At 58.6% G+C, this 13,004-nt stretch carries 21 protein-coding genes; 20 read left to right on the plus strand and 1 reads right to left on the minus strand.

Features of this window, described 5'->3' with window-relative positions; genetic code table 11:
- Positions 1 to 89 precede the first annotated feature (89 nt).
- Complete coding sequence (locus tag AC244_RS01755; RefSeq protein WP_053247113.1) at positions 90 to 386, minus strand: hypothetical protein; 297 nt, start codon at positions 384 to 386, stop codon at positions 90 to 92.
- A gap of 560 nt (positions 387 to 946) precedes the next feature.
- Between AC244_RS01755 and rpsL the strand changes: the two genes are divergently transcribed.
- The 20 genes from rpsL to rpsH all read left to right on the plus strand — a co-directional run bounded on the left by rpsL (position 947) and on the right by rpsH (position 12,990).
- Positions 947 to 1,318, plus strand: coding sequence for a 30S ribosomal protein S12 (gene rpsL, locus AC244_RS01760; RefSeq protein ID WP_003507760.1), 372 nt, complete (start codon positions 947 to 949; stop codon positions 1,316 to 1,318).
- Positions 1,319 to 1,397: 79 nt separating this feature from the next.
- The gene (gene rpsG, locus AC244_RS01765; RefSeq protein ID WP_025426662.1) at positions 1,398 to 1,868 is read left to right on the plus strand and encodes a 30S ribosomal protein S7; all 471 of its coding nucleotides are present in this window, start codon (positions 1,398 to 1,400) and stop codon (positions 1,866 to 1,868) included.
- A gap of 29 nt (positions 1,869 to 1,897) precedes the next feature.
- On the plus strand, positions 1,898 to 3,997 hold the full coding sequence (fusA, locus tag AC244_RS01770) for an elongation factor G (RefSeq protein WP_053247114.1): 2,100 nt from the start codon (positions 1,898 to 1,900) through the stop codon (positions 3,995 to 3,997).
- 72 nt (positions 3,998 to 4,069) lie between these two features.
- Positions 4,070 to 5,245, plus strand: a complete 1,176-nt coding sequence (gene tuf / locus AC244_RS01775) for an elongation factor Tu (RefSeq protein ID WP_053247104.1) — start codon at positions 4,070 to 4,072, stop codon at positions 5,243 to 5,245.
- Between the two features lie 316 nt (positions 5,246 to 5,561).
- A complete protein-coding gene (gene rpsJ, locus AC244_RS01780) occupies positions 5,562 to 5,870 on the plus strand; it encodes a 30S ribosomal protein S10 (protein ID WP_003507767.1) in 309 nt (102 codons plus the stop codon).
- A 140-nt stretch (positions 5,871 to 6,010) separates the two neighbouring features.
- Entirely contained in the window at positions 6,011 to 6,697 is a 687-nt protein-coding gene (rplC, locus tag AC244_RS01785) for a 50S ribosomal protein L3 (protein WP_025426664.1), read from the plus strand.
- A 12-nt stretch (positions 6,698 to 6,709) separates the two neighbouring features.
- Entirely contained in the window at positions 6,710 to 7,330 is a 621-nt protein-coding gene (gene rplD, locus AC244_RS01790) for a 50S ribosomal protein L4 (protein WP_025426665.1), read from the plus strand.
- Positions 7,327 to 7,620, plus strand: coding sequence for a 50S ribosomal protein L23 (locus AC244_RS01795; protein ID WP_025426666.1), 294 nt, complete (start codon positions 7,327 to 7,329; stop codon positions 7,618 to 7,620). Before rplD ends, AC244_RS01795 begins: the two co-directional genes overlap by 4 nt.
- 43 nt (positions 7,621 to 7,663) lie before the next feature.
- A complete protein-coding gene (gene rplB, locus AC244_RS01800) occupies positions 7,664 to 8,503 on the plus strand; it encodes a 50S ribosomal protein L2 (RefSeq protein ID WP_025426667.1) in 840 nt (279 codons plus the stop codon).
- Between the two features lie 15 nt (positions 8,504 to 8,518).
- Positions 8,519 to 8,797: a 30S ribosomal protein S19 gene (gene rpsS / locus AC244_RS01805; RefSeq protein WP_025426668.1), complete on the plus strand. Its 279-nt coding sequence runs from the start codon at positions 8,519 to 8,521 to the stop codon at positions 8,795 to 8,797.
- A gap of 2 nt (positions 8,798 to 8,799) precedes the next feature.
- Positions 8,800 to 9,189 carry a 50S ribosomal protein L22 gene (gene rplV, locus AC244_RS01810; protein ID WP_025426669.1) on the plus strand — a complete coding sequence of 130 codons (390 nt, stop codon included), beginning with the start codon at positions 8,800 to 8,802 and terminating at the stop codon, positions 9,187 to 9,189.
- Positions 9,189 to 9,902, plus strand: coding sequence for a 30S ribosomal protein S3 (gene rpsC / locus AC244_RS01815; RefSeq protein WP_053247115.1), 714 nt, complete (start codon positions 9,189 to 9,191; stop codon positions 9,900 to 9,902). Before rplV ends, rpsC begins: the two co-directional genes overlap by 1 nt.
- A 38-nt stretch (positions 9,903 to 9,940) precedes the next feature.
- Positions 9,941 to 10,354 carry a 50S ribosomal protein L16 gene (gene rplP / locus AC244_RS01820; protein WP_011975175.1) on the plus strand — a complete coding sequence of 138 codons (414 nt, stop codon included), beginning with the start codon at positions 9,941 to 9,943 and terminating at the stop codon, positions 10,352 to 10,354.
- 12 nt (positions 10,355 to 10,366) lie between these two features.
- Entirely contained in the window at positions 10,367 to 10,567 is a 201-nt protein-coding gene (gene rpmC / locus AC244_RS01825; protein WP_025426672.1) for a 50S ribosomal protein L29, read from the plus strand.
- 12 nt (positions 10,568 to 10,579) lie between these two features.
- Positions 10,580 to 10,816, plus strand: a complete 237-nt coding sequence (gene rpsQ, locus AC244_RS01830; RefSeq protein ID WP_025426673.1) for a 30S ribosomal protein S17 — start codon at positions 10,580 to 10,582, stop codon at positions 10,814 to 10,816.
- 178 nt (positions 10,817 to 10,994) lie between these two features.
- Positions 10,995 to 11,363: a 50S ribosomal protein L14 gene (gene rplN, locus AC244_RS01835; RefSeq protein ID WP_003536525.1), complete on the plus strand. Its 369-nt coding sequence runs from the start codon at positions 10,995 to 10,997 to the stop codon at positions 11,361 to 11,363.
- Between the two features lie 14 nt (positions 11,364 to 11,377).
- Entirely contained in the window at positions 11,378 to 11,689 is a 312-nt protein-coding gene (gene rplX, locus AC244_RS01840; RefSeq protein WP_025426674.1) for a 50S ribosomal protein L24, read from the plus strand.
- Positions 11,682 to 12,239 (plus strand): 50S ribosomal protein L5, encoded by a 558-nt coding sequence (gene rplE, locus AC244_RS01845; protein ID WP_025426675.1) that lies wholly within the window; start codon positions 11,682 to 11,684, stop codon positions 12,237 to 12,239. The genes rplX and rplE overlap by 8 nt, the downstream gene beginning before the upstream one ends.
- Positions 12,240 to 12,273: 34 nt before the next feature.
- On the plus strand, positions 12,274 to 12,579 hold the full coding sequence (gene rpsN / locus AC244_RS01850) for a 30S ribosomal protein S14 (protein ID WP_025426676.1): 306 nt from the start codon (positions 12,274 to 12,276) through the stop codon (positions 12,577 to 12,579).
- Between the two features lie 12 nt (positions 12,580 to 12,591).
- Complete coding sequence (rpsH, locus tag AC244_RS01855) at positions 12,592 to 12,990, plus strand: 30S ribosomal protein S8 (protein WP_025426677.1); 399 nt, start codon at positions 12,592 to 12,594, stop codon at positions 12,988 to 12,990.
- Positions 12,991 to 13,004 lie beyond the last annotated feature (14 nt).

Below are 13,004 nucleotides of genomic sequence, written 5' to 3' on the forward strand. Positions count from 1 at the left end.
CTCAAATCAAAAAAGCCGCCCGGAGCGATCCGGGCGGCTTTTTTCATTATGGGAGGCTGCAAGGGTCTGACGTTGGGGCGTCGACGGCCTCAGTTGAAACGAATGATCGCAACTTCGCCCTCAAGGGCGCCCTGGTAGGCCGAGGCATGCGGCTCCTCGTTCGGCACGTCGGTCAGTGTGCCGATCTGATCGAGGTCGGCCTCGAGGAAGCCTTCCTCGGCGAGCGCGTTCAGCGCCTCGCGCACGGCGGTATCGTCGTCGGGTGCGCGCAACATCACGTGAATGTCGACGCCTTCGTCGTCTCCGTCGGTCTCATAGGCCTTGCCGATGATGATGAAGACCATCGGTTCGTCCGGTGCATTGTCGTTGTCAGGCGTGACGCTCATTGAATATCCTTTCGAGTGCGTGACTGACTTTAGCGCCCTTTTCGGTGCAGGGCGAAAGAAATAGCTCAGAGGCCACAGGCTTGGTTGGCGGGTAGAATCGCTACGGTGGAAAACCGTCACAAAGTGGTTGCTGATTCCTTAACCCTGTTGGAAGCTGCTTGTGTTCAGGCGCAATCCCGGTCGCCATGACCCGCCGCGATACGCGCAACCCCTTGTTTTCCGGGCATGGCGAGCCGGCCGACCGGAGATTATTTGTTAATTGCCCTTGACTGTCGGCCTTGAAATCAGTACACCCCGCCGCATCGGAGCCCATGTGAGGCTGGCTGGTTCGGAACGTCGCGTTCTGGAGTTCGCCTCAAACAAGGTTCAAAACGCACGCTGACTACAAAAAATGCTGCACGCATGACGCGCGAAATTGTGTGTCCTCTGCTTTTTGTGGGGCCATCTGCGATAAAGCGGATCGGTCCTCGTTTGCGCATTTTACAGGCGTTCGTATCGCCGGCGACGGCAACGATCCGCCCGCAAGGGTAACGAGACAAGATTTTGCAAGGGATGGTTACATGCCTACCGTAAACCAGCTGATCCGTAAGCCGCGTCAGGCACAGGTAAAGCGCAACAAGGTTCCTGCCCTGCAGGAAAACCCGCAGAAGCGTGGCGTTTGCACCCGCGTCTACACGACGACCCCGAAGAAGCCGAACTCGGCTCTGCGTAAGGTTGCCAAGATTCGCCTGACCAACGGCTTCGAAGTCATCGGCTATATCCCGGGTGAAGGCCACAACCTTCAGGAACACTCGGTTGTCATGATCCGCGGCGGCCGCGTAAAGGACCTTCCGGGTGTCCGCTACCACATCATCCGCGGCGTTCTCGATACGCAGGGTGTCAAGAACCGCAAGCAGCGCCGCTCCAAGTATGGTGCGAAGCGTCCGAAGTAATTTCGGGTTTCACGAATTCGGCGCTGCGCGAGGTTCTCCGCGTGTTAAGGCGCCAGTCAACAGTTGAGAGACAAAACGTATGTCACGTCGTCACAGTGCAGAAAAGCGCGAGATCAATCCGGACCCGAAGTTCGGAGATCTGGTTGTCACCAAGTTCATGAACGCCATCATGCTTCATGGCAAGAAGTCGGTTGCTGAAAGCATCGTTTACGGTGCCTTCGATGCCGTTCAGGGCAAGCTGAAGCAGGAGCCGATTGCCGTGTTCCATTCGGCCCTCGACAACATCGCTCCGCACGTCGAAGTCCGTTCGCGTCGCGTTGGTGGTGCAACCTACCAGGTTCCCGTCGACGTTCGTCCGGAACGCCGTCAGGCGCTCGCCATCCGCTGGCTGATTGCTGCTGCCCGCAAGCGCAACGAAACGACCATGGTTGATCGCCTCTGCGGCGAACTCATGGACGCTGCGAACAACCGTGGCAGCGCCGTCAAGAAGCGCGAAGACACGCACAAGATGGCCGACGCCAACCGTGCATTCTCGCACTACCGCTGGTAATCGACGACTAATTTCGAAAGGGAGTCCCTATGGCTCGCGAATACAAAATCGAAGACTACCGCAATTTCGGTATCATGGCGCACATCGACGCCGGCAAGACGACGACGACCGAACGTATTCTCTACTACACCGGTAAGTCCCATAAGATCGGCGAAGTCCACGACGGCGCCGCTACCATGGACTGGATGGAGCAGGAGCAGGAACGCGGTATCACCATTACGTCTGCTGCGACCACGACCTTCTGGAAGGGCCGTGACGGCAAGACCCGCCGCTTCAACATCATCGACACTCCCGGCCACGTTGACTTCACCATCGAAGTCGAGCGCTCGCTGCGCGTTCTCGACGGCGCTATCGCGCTGCTCGACGCCAACGCCGGTGTTGAGCCGCAGACGGAAACCGTCTGGCGCCAGGCTGAGAAGTACAATGTTCCGCGCATGATCTTCTGCAACAAGATGGACAAGACCGGCGCTGACTTCTACCGCTCTGTCTCGATGATCAAGTCGCGCCTCGGTGCGATCCCGGTTGTCATGCAGCTGCCGATCGGCGCTGAGACCGAGTTCAAGGGTGTCATCGACCTGATCGAGATGAACGCTCTCATCTGGCGCGACGAATCGCTCGGCGCTCAGTGGGACGTCGTCGAAATTCCTGATGACATGAAGGCAGAAGCGCAGAAGTACCGCGAACTTCTGATCGAGACCGTTGTCGAGATCGACGAAGCCGCGACCGAAGCGTACCTCGAAGGCAACCTGCCTGACAACGAACAGATCCGTGCGCTCGTTCGCCGTGGCACCATCGACGTGAAGTTCCACCCGATGTTCTGTGGTACCGCGTTCAAGAACAAGGGCGTTCAGCCGCTTCTCGACGCCGTTGTCGATTACCTGCCGTCGCCGCTGGATATCCCGGCGATCAAGGGCATCGACGTTAAGACCGAAGCCGAGACCGAGCGCCACGCTGACGACAGCGAGCCGCTTTCGATGCTCGCATTCAAGATCATGAACGACCCCTTCGTCGGTTCGCTCACCTTCGCCCGCATCTACTCCGGCAAGCTCGAAAAGGGCACGTCGGTCATGAACACGGTCAAGGAAAAGCGCGAGCGCGTCGGCCGTATGCTTCAGATGCATTCCAACAGCCGTGAAGACATCGAAGAAGCCTTTGCAGGCGACATCGTTGCTCTGGCTGGCCTCAAGGAAACCACCACTGGCGATACGCTCTGCGACCCGCTGAAGCCGGTTATCCTTGAGCGCATGGAATTCCCGGAGCCGGTTATCCAGATCGCGATCGAGCCGAAGACCAAGGGCGACCAGGAAAAGATGGGCCTCGCGCTCAACCGCCTGGCTGCAGAAGATCCGTCGTTCCGCGTCAAGACCGACGAAGAGTCCGGCCAGACGATCATCGCAGGCATGGGTGAACTTCACCTCGACATCCTGGTTGACCGTATGCGTCGCGAATTCAAGGTCGAAGCAACCGTCGGCGCGCCGCAGGTTGCCTACCGCGAAACCATCACGCGTCAGCACGAAGAAGACTACACGCACAAGAAGCAGTCCGGTGGTACCGGCCAGTTCGCGCGCGTCAAGATCGTCTTCGAACCGAACCCGGATGGCGAAGACTTCAAGTTCGAGTCCAAGATCGTTGGTGGTGCTGTTCCCAAGGAATACATCCCGGGCGTTCAGAAGGGCATCGAAAGCGTTCTGTCTTCGGGTCCGCTGGCTGGCTTCCCGATGCTGGGCGTCAAGGCGACGCTCATCGACGGTGCCTTCCACGACGTCGACTCGTCGGTTCTGGCGTTCGAAATCGCTTCGCGTGCCTGCTTCCGTGAAGCAGCCAAGAAGGCCGGCGCTCAGCTCCTCGAGCCGATGATGAAGGTGGAAGTGGTAACGCCGGAAGATTACGTCGGTGACGTTATCGGTGACCTCAACTCGCGTCGTGGCCAGATCCAGGGCCAGGAATCGCGCGGTGTTGCCGTCGTCATCAACGCGAACGTCCCGCTGGCGAACATGTTCAAGTACGTGGACAACCTGCGCTCGATGTCTCAGGGCCGCGCCCAGTACACGATGACCTTCGATCACTACTCGCCGGTCCCGTCGAACGTCGCACAGGAAATCCAGGCAAAGTATTCCGGTCAGAAGTGACCGGAATACCCTTTCGCTGAAAACAGTTAGATAAGATTTCCCCGATAGGGGACAGGAAACGGAGAGCCGAAAATGGCAAAGAGCAAATTTGAGCGCAACAAGCCGCACGTTAACATTGGCACGATTGGCCACGTTGACCATGGCAAGACGTCGCTGACGGCAGCGATCACGAAGTACTTCGGCGAGTACAAGGCGTATGACCAGATCGACGCTGCTCCGGAAGAAAAGGCCCGTGGTATCACGATTTCGACGGCTCACGTTGAGTATGAGACGCCGGCCCGTCACTACGCCCACGTTGACTGCCCCGGCCACGCCGACTACGTCAAGAACATGATCACCGGTGCGGCGCAGATGGACGGCGCGATCCTGGTTTGCTCGGCTGCTGACGGCCCGATGCCGCAGACCCGCGAGCACATCCTGCTTGCTCGCCAGGTTGGCGTTCCGGCGATCGTCGTGTTCCTCAACAAGGTCGACCAGGTTGACGACGCCGAGCTTCTCGAGCTCGTCGAGCTTGAAGTTCGCGAACTGCTGTCGTCCTACGAATTCCCGGGCGACGACATTCCGATCATCAAGGGCTCGGCACTTGCTGCTCTTGAAGATTCGGACAAGAAGATCGGCGAAGACGCGATCCGCGAGCTGATGGCTGCCGTTGACGCCTACATCCCGACGCCTGAGCGTCCGATCGACCAGCCGTTCCTGATGCCGATCGAAGACGTGTTCTCGATCTCGGGCCGTGGTACGGTTGTGACCGGTCGCGTTGAGCGCGGCATCGTCAAGGTTGGCGAAGAAGTCGAAATCGTCGGCATCCGCGACACGTCGAAGACGACGGTTACCGGCGTTGAAATGTTCCGCAAGCTGCTCGACCAGGGCCAGGCCGGCGACAACATCGGCGCGCTGATCCGTGGTGTCAACCGTGACGGCGTTGAGCGTGGCCAGATCCTGTGCAAGCCGGGTTCGGTCAAGCCGCACAAGAAGTTCATGGCAGAAGCCTACATCCTGACGAAGGAAGAAGGCGGCCGTCATACGCCGTTCTTCACGAACTACCGTCCGCAGTTCTACTTCCGCACGACGGACGTGACGGGCATCGTGACGCTTCCGGAAGGCACGGAAATGGTTATGCCTGGCGACAACGTCACCGTTGCCGTTGAGCTGATCGTTCCGATCGCGATGGAAGAAAAGCTGCGCTTCGCGATCCGCGAAGGCGGCCGTACCGTCGGCGCCGGCATCGTCGCTTCGATCGTCGAGTAATCGGCGAACGGGCGGAAAGAAACGGGGCGCATTGTTATGCGCCCCGGGCATAGCCGCCCAGCATGATTTAGTTGGTCGCACGGCTTGCCGACGACGCCGAAATAGTGCAAATGGCGCGCAAGCGTGATTTGCACGGTGCGTCGGCATAGTGCGATCGCGAAAGTACAGGCCGGCCACGGCCGCTCAAATAGGAAGGGGCAGGGGAAACCTTGTCCCTCCGATCTTTGAAAAATTAGCGGACTGGCCGAACATCAAACGAAGTTCAATGCGTGTTTCTCCACGGAAACCGCAACTAACATGAACAAGGATAAGTCGTATGAACGGCCAGAACATCCGCATCCGCCTCAAGGCGTTTGATCACCGGATCCTCGATGCCTCGACGCGCGAAATCGTCTCGACGGCCAAGCGCACCGGTGCCAGCGTGCGCGGTCCAGTACCGCTGCCGACGCGCATTGAAAAATTTACGGTCAACCGTTCGCCGCACGTCGACAAGAAGAGCCGCGAACAGTTCGAAATGCGTACCCACAAGCGCCTTCTCGATATCGTAGATCCGACCCCGCAGACCGTTGACGCGCTGATGAAGCTCGACCTCGCTGCCGGCGTCGACGTGGAAATTAAGCTTTAATAACAAGGAAGGTACGTGGGCTTCGGTCCAACGGCTTCCAGAAACGGGCGACCCGACGTTCCGCAAGGAGCAGAGGGAGACCTTAAACAAGAGATGCGAAGGGGCTCGCCCCGACGTTAACTCTCAAGAGGAATGAACCGATGCGTTCAGGTGTGATTGCACAGAAAGTGGGAATGACGCGCGTCTACAACGACGCCGGCGAGCATATCCCGGTAACAGTATTGCGGCTGGAAAACTGCCAGGTGGTAGCCCAGCGCACGGACGACAAGAACGGCTATACCGCTGTCCAGTTGGGCGCCGGCACTGCCAAGGTCAAGAACACGCCGAAGGCGATGCGCGGCCACTTTGCTGCCGCCAACGTCGAACCGAAGGCGAAGCTCGTCGAATTCCGCGTTTCCGCGGACAATCTGATCGACATCGGCTCCGAACTGACCGCCAACCATTTCGTTGCGGGCCAGCTCGTCGACGTCACCGGTACCACGATCGGTAAGGGCTTTGCCGGCGCTATCAAGCGCCACAACTTCGGCGGTCTGCGTGCAACGCACGGCGTTTCCGTATCGCACCGTTCGCATGGTTCGACCGGCTCCAACCAGGATCCGGGTCGCGTCTGGAAGGGCAAGCGCATGGCTGGTCACATGGGCCAGACGCGCGTCACCACGCAGAACCTCGAAGTCGTATCGACCGACGAAGACCGCGGTCTGATCCTGGTCAAGGGCGCTGTCCCCGGCTCCAAGGGTGCCTGGATCGTCGTTCGTGACGCCATCAAGTCGGGCACCCCGGAAGGCGCACCGCGCCCCGCGGCCGTGCGCGCCGAAGCATCGAAGTAAGGGAGCCGAATAATGGATCTCACCGTCAAAACCCTCGAGGGCAAGGACGCGGGAAAGGTTTCCCTTTCGGACGCCATTTTCGGTCTCGAACCCCGTGAAGACATCATTGCCCGCGTCGTTCGCTGGCAGCTCGCTAAGAAGCAGCAGGGCACACACAAGGCCAAGGGCCGCGCGGAAGTTTCGCGCACCGGCGCCAAGATGTACAAGCAGAAGGGTACGGGCCGCGCCCGCCACCACTCCGCTCGCGCTCCGCAGTTCCGTGGCGGTGGTAAGGCTCATGGCCCGGTTGTTCGCAGCCACGCCCATGACCTGCCGAAGAAGGTTCGTGCACTCGGCCTTCGCCACGCTCTGTCTGCCAAGCTGAAGGCTGAAAACATCATCGTTCTCGATGATCTTGTTGCCGCAGAAGCAAAGACGAAGACCCTCGCAGGCGTATTCGCCTCGCTCGGTCTGACCAATGCTCTGATCATCGGCGGCGCCGAAATCGAGAACAACTTCAAGCTCGCAGCCCAGAACATCCCGAATGTGGACGTTCTGCCGGTTCAGGGCATCAACGTTTACGACATTCTGCGCCGTGGCAAGCTCGTGCTTTCCAAGGCTGCCGTGGAAGCTCTGGAGGAGCGGTTCAAATGACGGATCTTCGCCACTACGACGTGATCGTGTCCCCCTCGATCACTGAAAAGTCGACGCTGGTTTCCGAACAGAACCAGATCGTCTTCAACGTCGCCAAGGGCGCTTCGAAGCCTGAAATCAAGGCTGCTGTCGAAGCTCTGTTCGGCGTCAAGGTTACGGCCGTGAACACGCTCGTCCGCAAGGGCAAGACCAAGCGCTTCCGCGGCTTTACCGGGAAGCAGAAGGACGTGAAGAAGGCGATCATCACGCTCGCCGACGGTCAGTCCATCGACGTCTCCACCGGTCTCTAACGGATAGGCCCATTAGGGTAAAAACCCAAAAGGGAACAATAAAATGGCATTGAAAAGTTTCAATCCGACGACCCCGAGCCAGCGCCAGCTGGTCATCGTTGACCGGTCCGGCCTCTACAAGGGCAAGCCGGTAAAGGCGCTGACCGAAGGTCTGCACTCCAAGGGCGGTCGCAACAACCTCGGCCGCATCACCGTTCGCTTCCAGGGCGGCGGTCACAAGCGGACCTACCGTCTGGTCGACTTCAAGCGTCGCAAGTTCGACGTAGAGGGCACCGTAGAGCGTCTGGAATATGACCCGAACCGCACCGCGTTCATCGCGCTGGTAACCTACGCCGATGGCGAACAGGCCTACATCCTCGCTCCGCAGCGCCTTGCTGCCGGCGACAAGGTCATCGCTTCGGAGAAGGCAGCCGTCGACGTCAAGCCCGGCAACACCATGCCGCTGCAGTTCATCCCGGTCGGCTCCATCATCCACAACGTGGAAATGAAGCCGGGCAAGGGTGGTCAGCTCGCTCGCTCTGCCGGTACCTACGCCCAGCTCGTTGGTCGTGACCAGGGCATGGCAATCCTTCGCCTGAACTCGGGTGAACAGCGCCTCGTGCACGGCTCTTGCCTTGCATCCATCGGAGCTGTATCGAACCCCGATCACGGCAACATCAATGACGGTAAGGCTGGTCGTTCGCGCTGGCGCGGTAAGAAGCCGCACGTTCGCGGCGTCGTCATGAACCCGGTTGACCACCCGCACGGCGGTGGTGAAGGCCGTACGTCCGGTGGTCGCCACCCGGTTACCCCTTGGGGCAAGCCGACGAAGGGCAAGCGGACGCGCTCCAACAAGTCGACCGACAAGTTCATCATGCGGTCGCGTCACCAGCGCAAGAAGTAAGAGAGGAAGTCTCAAGTGGCTCGTTCAGTATGGAAAGGTCCGTTTGTTGACGGCTATCTTCTCAAGAAGGCTGAGAAGGTTCGTGACGGCGGTCGTAACGAAGTGATCAAAATGTGGAGCCGTCGCTCCACGATCCTTCCGCAGTTCGTGGGTCTCACCTTCGGCGTCTACAACGGCAACAAGCATGTTCCCGTTTCGGTGTCAGAAGAAATGGTCGGACACAAGTTCGGTGAATTCTCTCCGACCCGGACCTATTACGGTCATGGTGCGGACAAGAAGGCAAAGAGGAAGTAACAATGGGCAAGGCAAAAGCCGAACGCCGGCTGAAGGATAATGAAGCGCAGGCAATTGCGCGCACGATCCGCGTCAGCCCCCAGAAGCTCAACCTGGTTGCCGCGATGATCCGCGGCAAGAAGGTCGAGCGCGCTCTGGCCGAACTCGAGTTCTCGCGCAAGCGGATCTCCGAGACGGTCAAGAAGACGCTTGAATCCGCGATCGCAAACGCTGAGAACAACCACGACCTCGACGTTGATTCGCTCATCGTTGCCGAGGCGTATGTTGGCAAGTCGATTGTGATGAAGCGCTTCCACGCTCGTGGTCGCGGCCGTGCATCGCGTGTTGAAAAGCCGTTCTCTCACTTGACGATCGTCGTTCGTGAAGTGGAAGCCAAAGGGGAGGCTGCATAATGGGCCAGAAGATTAATCCGATCGGTTTCCGTCTCGGCATCAACCGGACCTGGGATAGCCGTTGGTTCGCTGATAACGCGGAATACGGTCAGCTTCTTCACGAAGACCTGAAGATCCGCGCTTACCTGATGGAAGAGCTCAAGGCCGCTGGCATTGCCAAGGTCGTGATCGAGCGTCCGCACAAGAAGTGCCGTGTAACGATCCACTCGGCTCGTCCGGGCCTGATCATCGGCAAGAAGGGCGCAGACATCGAAAAGCTCCGCAAGAAGCTTTCCGAGATGACCAACTCCGAAACCCACCTCAACATCGTTGAAGTGCGCAAGCCGGAAGTTGACGCAACGCTCGTTGCCCAGTCGATCGCCCAGCAGCTCGAGCGCCGCGTGGCTTTCCGCCGTGCAATGAAGCGCGCCGTTCAGTCGGCCATGCGTCTTGGCGCCGAAGGCATCAAGATCACCTGCGCCGGTCGTCTCGGTGGTGCCGAAATCGCTCGTACCGAATGGTACCGCGAAGGTCGCGTTCCGCTGCACACCCTGCGTGCGGACATCGACTACGGTACGTCTGAAGCTGAAACCGCTTTCGGCATCTGCGGCATCAAGGTCTGGATTTTCAAGGGCGAAATCCTTGAGCACGATCCGATGGCTTCCGAGCGTCGCGCGATCGAGAGTGACAACCAGGGCGGCAGCAGCAGAGACCGTCGTCGCGAAAACGCGTAACATGCGCGCGTGGCAGCCAATATCGGAGAATTAAAAAAATGTTGCAGCCAAAGCGTACGAAGTATCGCAAGCAATTCAAGGGCCGCATCAAGGGCGTAGCCAAGGGCGGATCTGATCTCGCCTTTGGTGAATTCGGCCTGAAGGCTCAAGAACCAAACCGCGTCAATGCGCGTGAGATCGAAGCGGCCCGCCGCGCGATCACCCGCCATATGAAGCGTGCCGGCCGCGTCTGGATCCGTGTGTTCCCTGACGTTCCGGTTACCGCCAAGCCTACCGAAGTCCGCATGGGTAAGGGTAAGGGCTCGGTTGAATACTGGGCATGCAAGGTCAAGCCTGGTCGTATGATGTTCGAGATCGATGGTGTCAGCGAAGAACTCGCCCGTGAGGCACTTCGTCTTGGTGCTGCCAAGCTCTCTGTCAAGACGCGCTTCGTGCAGCGTATCGCAGAGTAAGGAGTGAATCTCATGAAAGCCGCAGATGTTCGCGCTCTGAGCGCCGATCAACTCAACGAAGAGCTTGCCAAGCTGAAGAAAGAGCAGTTCAATCTGCGTTTCCAGAAGGCAACCGGCCAGCTCGAAAAGTCGTCGCGTATCGACGAAGTCCGCAAGGACATCGCACGCGTCAAAACAATTGCCCGCCAGAAGGCGGCAGAAGCCAAGGCCTAAGGACCACAAAATATGCCGAAACGCATTCTGCAGGGCACAGTCGTCAGCGACAAGAACGACAAGACCGTCGTCGTCAGAGTCGAGCGCCGCTTTGCGCACCCGATTCTCCAGAAGACCGTTCGCCGTTCGAAGAAGTACAAGGCGCACGACGAAAACAACCAGTACAAGGTTGGTGACGTTGTTTCCATCGAGGAATGCGCGCCGATCTCCAAGGATAAGCGCTGGACGGTGGTTGCCGCCCAGGCTTGATTTCTACGGGATTTGACCGCGAGACCCTTGCGTCTTGGGCAAATATCTGTATGAAGCACGCAATTGAAGTAGAGGAACGCTCGAGTCCGGGCGTTCTTTTGCTTTGAGATAGGCACAATAAGCCGGGCGAGGGGGTCTAGACCCAACCGGCCCGGTAACAACAAGAAGGCGACCTGACATGATTCAGATGCAAACAAACCTCGACGTGGCGGATAATTCCGGCGCACGTCGTGTCATGTGCATCAAGGTGCTGGGCGGCTCCAAGCGTAAGTACGCGTCGATCGGCGACATCATCGTCGTTTCGATCAAGGAAGCCATTCCGCGCGGCCGCGTGAAGAAGGGTGATGTCATGAAGGCTGTTGTCGTTCGCACCGCGAAAGACATCCGCCGTGCGGATGGCAGCGTCATTCGTTTTGACACAAACGCAGCCGTTCTTATCGATAACAAGAAAGAGCCGATCGGCACCCGTATCTTCGGACCGGTTCCGCGCGAACTTCGCGCCAAGAACCACATGAAGATCATCTCGCTGGCTCCGGAAGTACTCTAAGGGAGCGTTGAGAGATGCAAAAGATTCGTAAAGGCGACAAGGTCGTCGTTCTCACCGGTAAGGACAAGGGTCGTACCGGCGAAGTCGTACAGGTTATGCCGAAGGAAGATCGGGCTGTAGTGCGTGGCGTGAACATGGTGAAGCGTCACCAGCGCCAGACCCAGAGCCAGGAAGCCGGCATCATCAACAAGGAAGCCTCGATCCATCTTTCGAACATCGCGATTGCCGATCCGAAGGACGGCAAGCCGACCCGCGTCGGCTTCAAGATCGACGGTGACAAGAAGGTCCGCGTGGCCAAGCGTTCGGGAGTAGTGATCGATGGCTAAGTCCGCTTATGAGCCGCGGCTCAAGAAGGAATATGTCGAGCGTATTCGTGCGGCTATGCAGGAGAAGTTCTCCTACGCCAACGAAATGCAGATCCCGCGCCTCGACAAGATCGTCATCAACATGGGCGTTGGCGAATCGACCGGCGACTCCAAGAAGCCGACCGTCGCAGCTGCCGACCTCGCTGCGATTGCTGGTCAGAAGCCGGTAATCACCCGCGCTCGCAACTCGATCGCCGGCTTCAAGCTGCGCGAAGGCATGCCGATTGGTGCCAAGGTTACCCTGCGCGGCGTTCGGATGTATGAGTTCCTGGATCGTCTCGTGAACATCGCTCTTCCGCGCGTTCGCGACTTCCGTGGCCTCAACCCGAAGTCCTTCGATGGCCGTGGCAACTTCGCCATGGGCGTCAAGGAGCACATTGTGTTCCCTGAGATCAACTACGACAAGGTTGATCAGATGTGGGGCATGGACATCATCGTTTGCACGACGGCTACTAACGACGACGAAGCACGCGCTCTGCTTACAGAGTTCAACTTCCCGTTCCGTCAGTAATCCGTAACGACAAGCGTAAAGAAGGATAACTGTTATGGCGAAAACGAGCGCAGTTGAAAAGAACAAGCGCCGCCGCAAACTGGTTGCCGGGCAAGCCTCTAAGCGCGCCGCTCTGAAGGCAATCATCATGAACCAGTCTCTGCCGATCGAAGAGCGGTTCAAGGCAACCATCAAGCTGGCTGAACTGCCGCGTGATGGATCCAAGACCCGCATCCGCAACCGTTGTGAAGTTACGGGCCGTCCGCGCGCCTACTATCGTAAACTTCGCATGTCGCGTATTGCGCTTCGCGAACTGGGCAATTCCGGCCGCGTGCCGGGTATCGTCAAGTCGAGCTGGTAAGGAGACGGGCACATGGCAATGACTGATCCGCTGGGCGATATGCTCACCCGTATCCGTAACGGCGCGGCTCGCCGCAAGTCGAGCGTTTCCACGCCGGCTTCGAAGCTCCGCGCACGTGTTCTGGATGTCCTTCAGGCTGAAGGCTACATCCGTGGATACTCTGAAGTCGTATTCGGCAACGGCAAGGCCGAGCTGAACATCGAACTGAAGTACTACGAAGGCGCTTCCGTAATCCGTGAGATCGGACGCGTTTCCAAGCCGGGCCGCCGAGTTTATGTCTCGGTTAAGTCCATTCCGCAGGTCGCGAACGGCCTCGGCATCACCATCCTTTCGACTCCGAAGGGCGTGATGGCCGATCATCAGGCACGCGAACAGAATGTTGGTGGCGAGATTCTTTGCTCCGTCTTCTAAGACGTAACATGATC

Source organism: Ensifer adhaerens (assembly GCF_001270265.1).
In the GTDB taxonomy this organism is placed as follows: domain Bacteria; phylum Pseudomonadota; class Alphaproteobacteria; order Rhizobiales; family Rhizobiaceae; genus Ensifer; species Ensifer adhaerens_B.

What these genes read in the sequence shown, in the direction of transcription:
- AC244_RS01755 (WP_053247113.1), bottom strand. Translation starts at nt 386, where the DNA reads ATGAGCGTCACGCCTGACAACGACAATGCACCGGACGAACCGATGGTC.
- rpsL (WP_003507760.1), top strand. Translation starts at nt 947, where the DNA reads ATGCCTACCGTAAACCAGCTGATCCGTAAGCCGCGTCAGGCACAGGTA.
- rpsG (WP_025426662.1), top strand. Translation starts at nt 1,398, where the DNA reads ATGTCACGTCGTCACAGTGCAGAAAAGCGCGAGATCAATCCGGACCCG.
- fusA (WP_053247114.1), top strand. Translation starts at nt 1,898, where the DNA reads ATGGCTCGCGAATACAAAATCGAAGACTACCGCAATTTCGGTATCATG.
- tuf (WP_053247104.1), top strand. Translation starts at nt 4,070, where the DNA reads ATGGCAAAGAGCAAATTTGAGCGCAACAAGCCGCACGTTAACATTGGC.
- rpsJ (WP_003507767.1), top strand. Translation starts at nt 5,562, where the DNA reads ATGAACGGCCAGAACATCCGCATCCGCCTCAAGGCGTTTGATCACCGG.
- rplC (WP_025426664.1), top strand. Translation starts at nt 6,011, where the DNA reads ATGCGTTCAGGTGTGATTGCACAGAAAGTGGGAATGACGCGCGTCTAC.
- rplD (WP_025426665.1), top strand. Translation starts at nt 6,710, where the DNA reads ATGGATCTCACCGTCAAAACCCTCGAGGGCAAGGACGCGGGAAAGGTT.
- AC244_RS01795 (WP_025426666.1), top strand. Translation starts at nt 7,327, where the DNA reads ATGACGGATCTTCGCCACTACGACGTGATCGTGTCCCCCTCGATCACT.
- rplB (WP_025426667.1), top strand. Translation starts at nt 7,664, where the DNA reads ATGGCATTGAAAAGTTTCAATCCGACGACCCCGAGCCAGCGCCAGCTG.
- rplV (WP_025426669.1), top strand. Translation starts at nt 8,800, where the DNA reads ATGGGCAAGGCAAAAGCCGAACGCCGGCTGAAGGATAATGAAGCGCAG.
- rpsC (WP_053247115.1), top strand. Translation starts at nt 9,189, where the DNA reads ATGGGCCAGAAGATTAATCCGATCGGTTTCCGTCTCGGCATCAACCGG.
- rplP (WP_011975175.1), top strand. Translation starts at nt 9,941, where the DNA reads ATGTTGCAGCCAAAGCGTACGAAGTATCGCAAGCAATTCAAGGGCCGC.
- rpmC (WP_025426672.1), top strand. Translation starts at nt 10,367, where the DNA reads ATGAAAGCCGCAGATGTTCGCGCTCTGAGCGCCGATCAACTCAACGAA.
- rpsQ (WP_025426673.1), top strand. Translation starts at nt 10,580, where the DNA reads ATGCCGAAACGCATTCTGCAGGGCACAGTCGTCAGCGACAAGAACGAC.
- rplN (WP_003536525.1), top strand. Translation starts at nt 10,995, where the DNA reads ATGATTCAGATGCAAACAAACCTCGACGTGGCGGATAATTCCGGCGCA.
- rplX (WP_025426674.1), top strand. Translation starts at nt 11,378, where the DNA reads ATGCAAAAGATTCGTAAAGGCGACAAGGTCGTCGTTCTCACCGGTAAG.
- rplE (WP_025426675.1), top strand. Translation starts at nt 11,682, where the DNA reads ATGGCTAAGTCCGCTTATGAGCCGCGGCTCAAGAAGGAATATGTCGAG.
- rpsN (WP_025426676.1), top strand. Translation starts at nt 12,274, where the DNA reads ATGGCGAAAACGAGCGCAGTTGAAAAGAACAAGCGCCGCCGCAAACTG.
- rpsH (WP_025426677.1), top strand. Translation starts at nt 12,592, where the DNA reads ATGGCAATGACTGATCCGCTGGGCGATATGCTCACCCGTATCCGTAAC.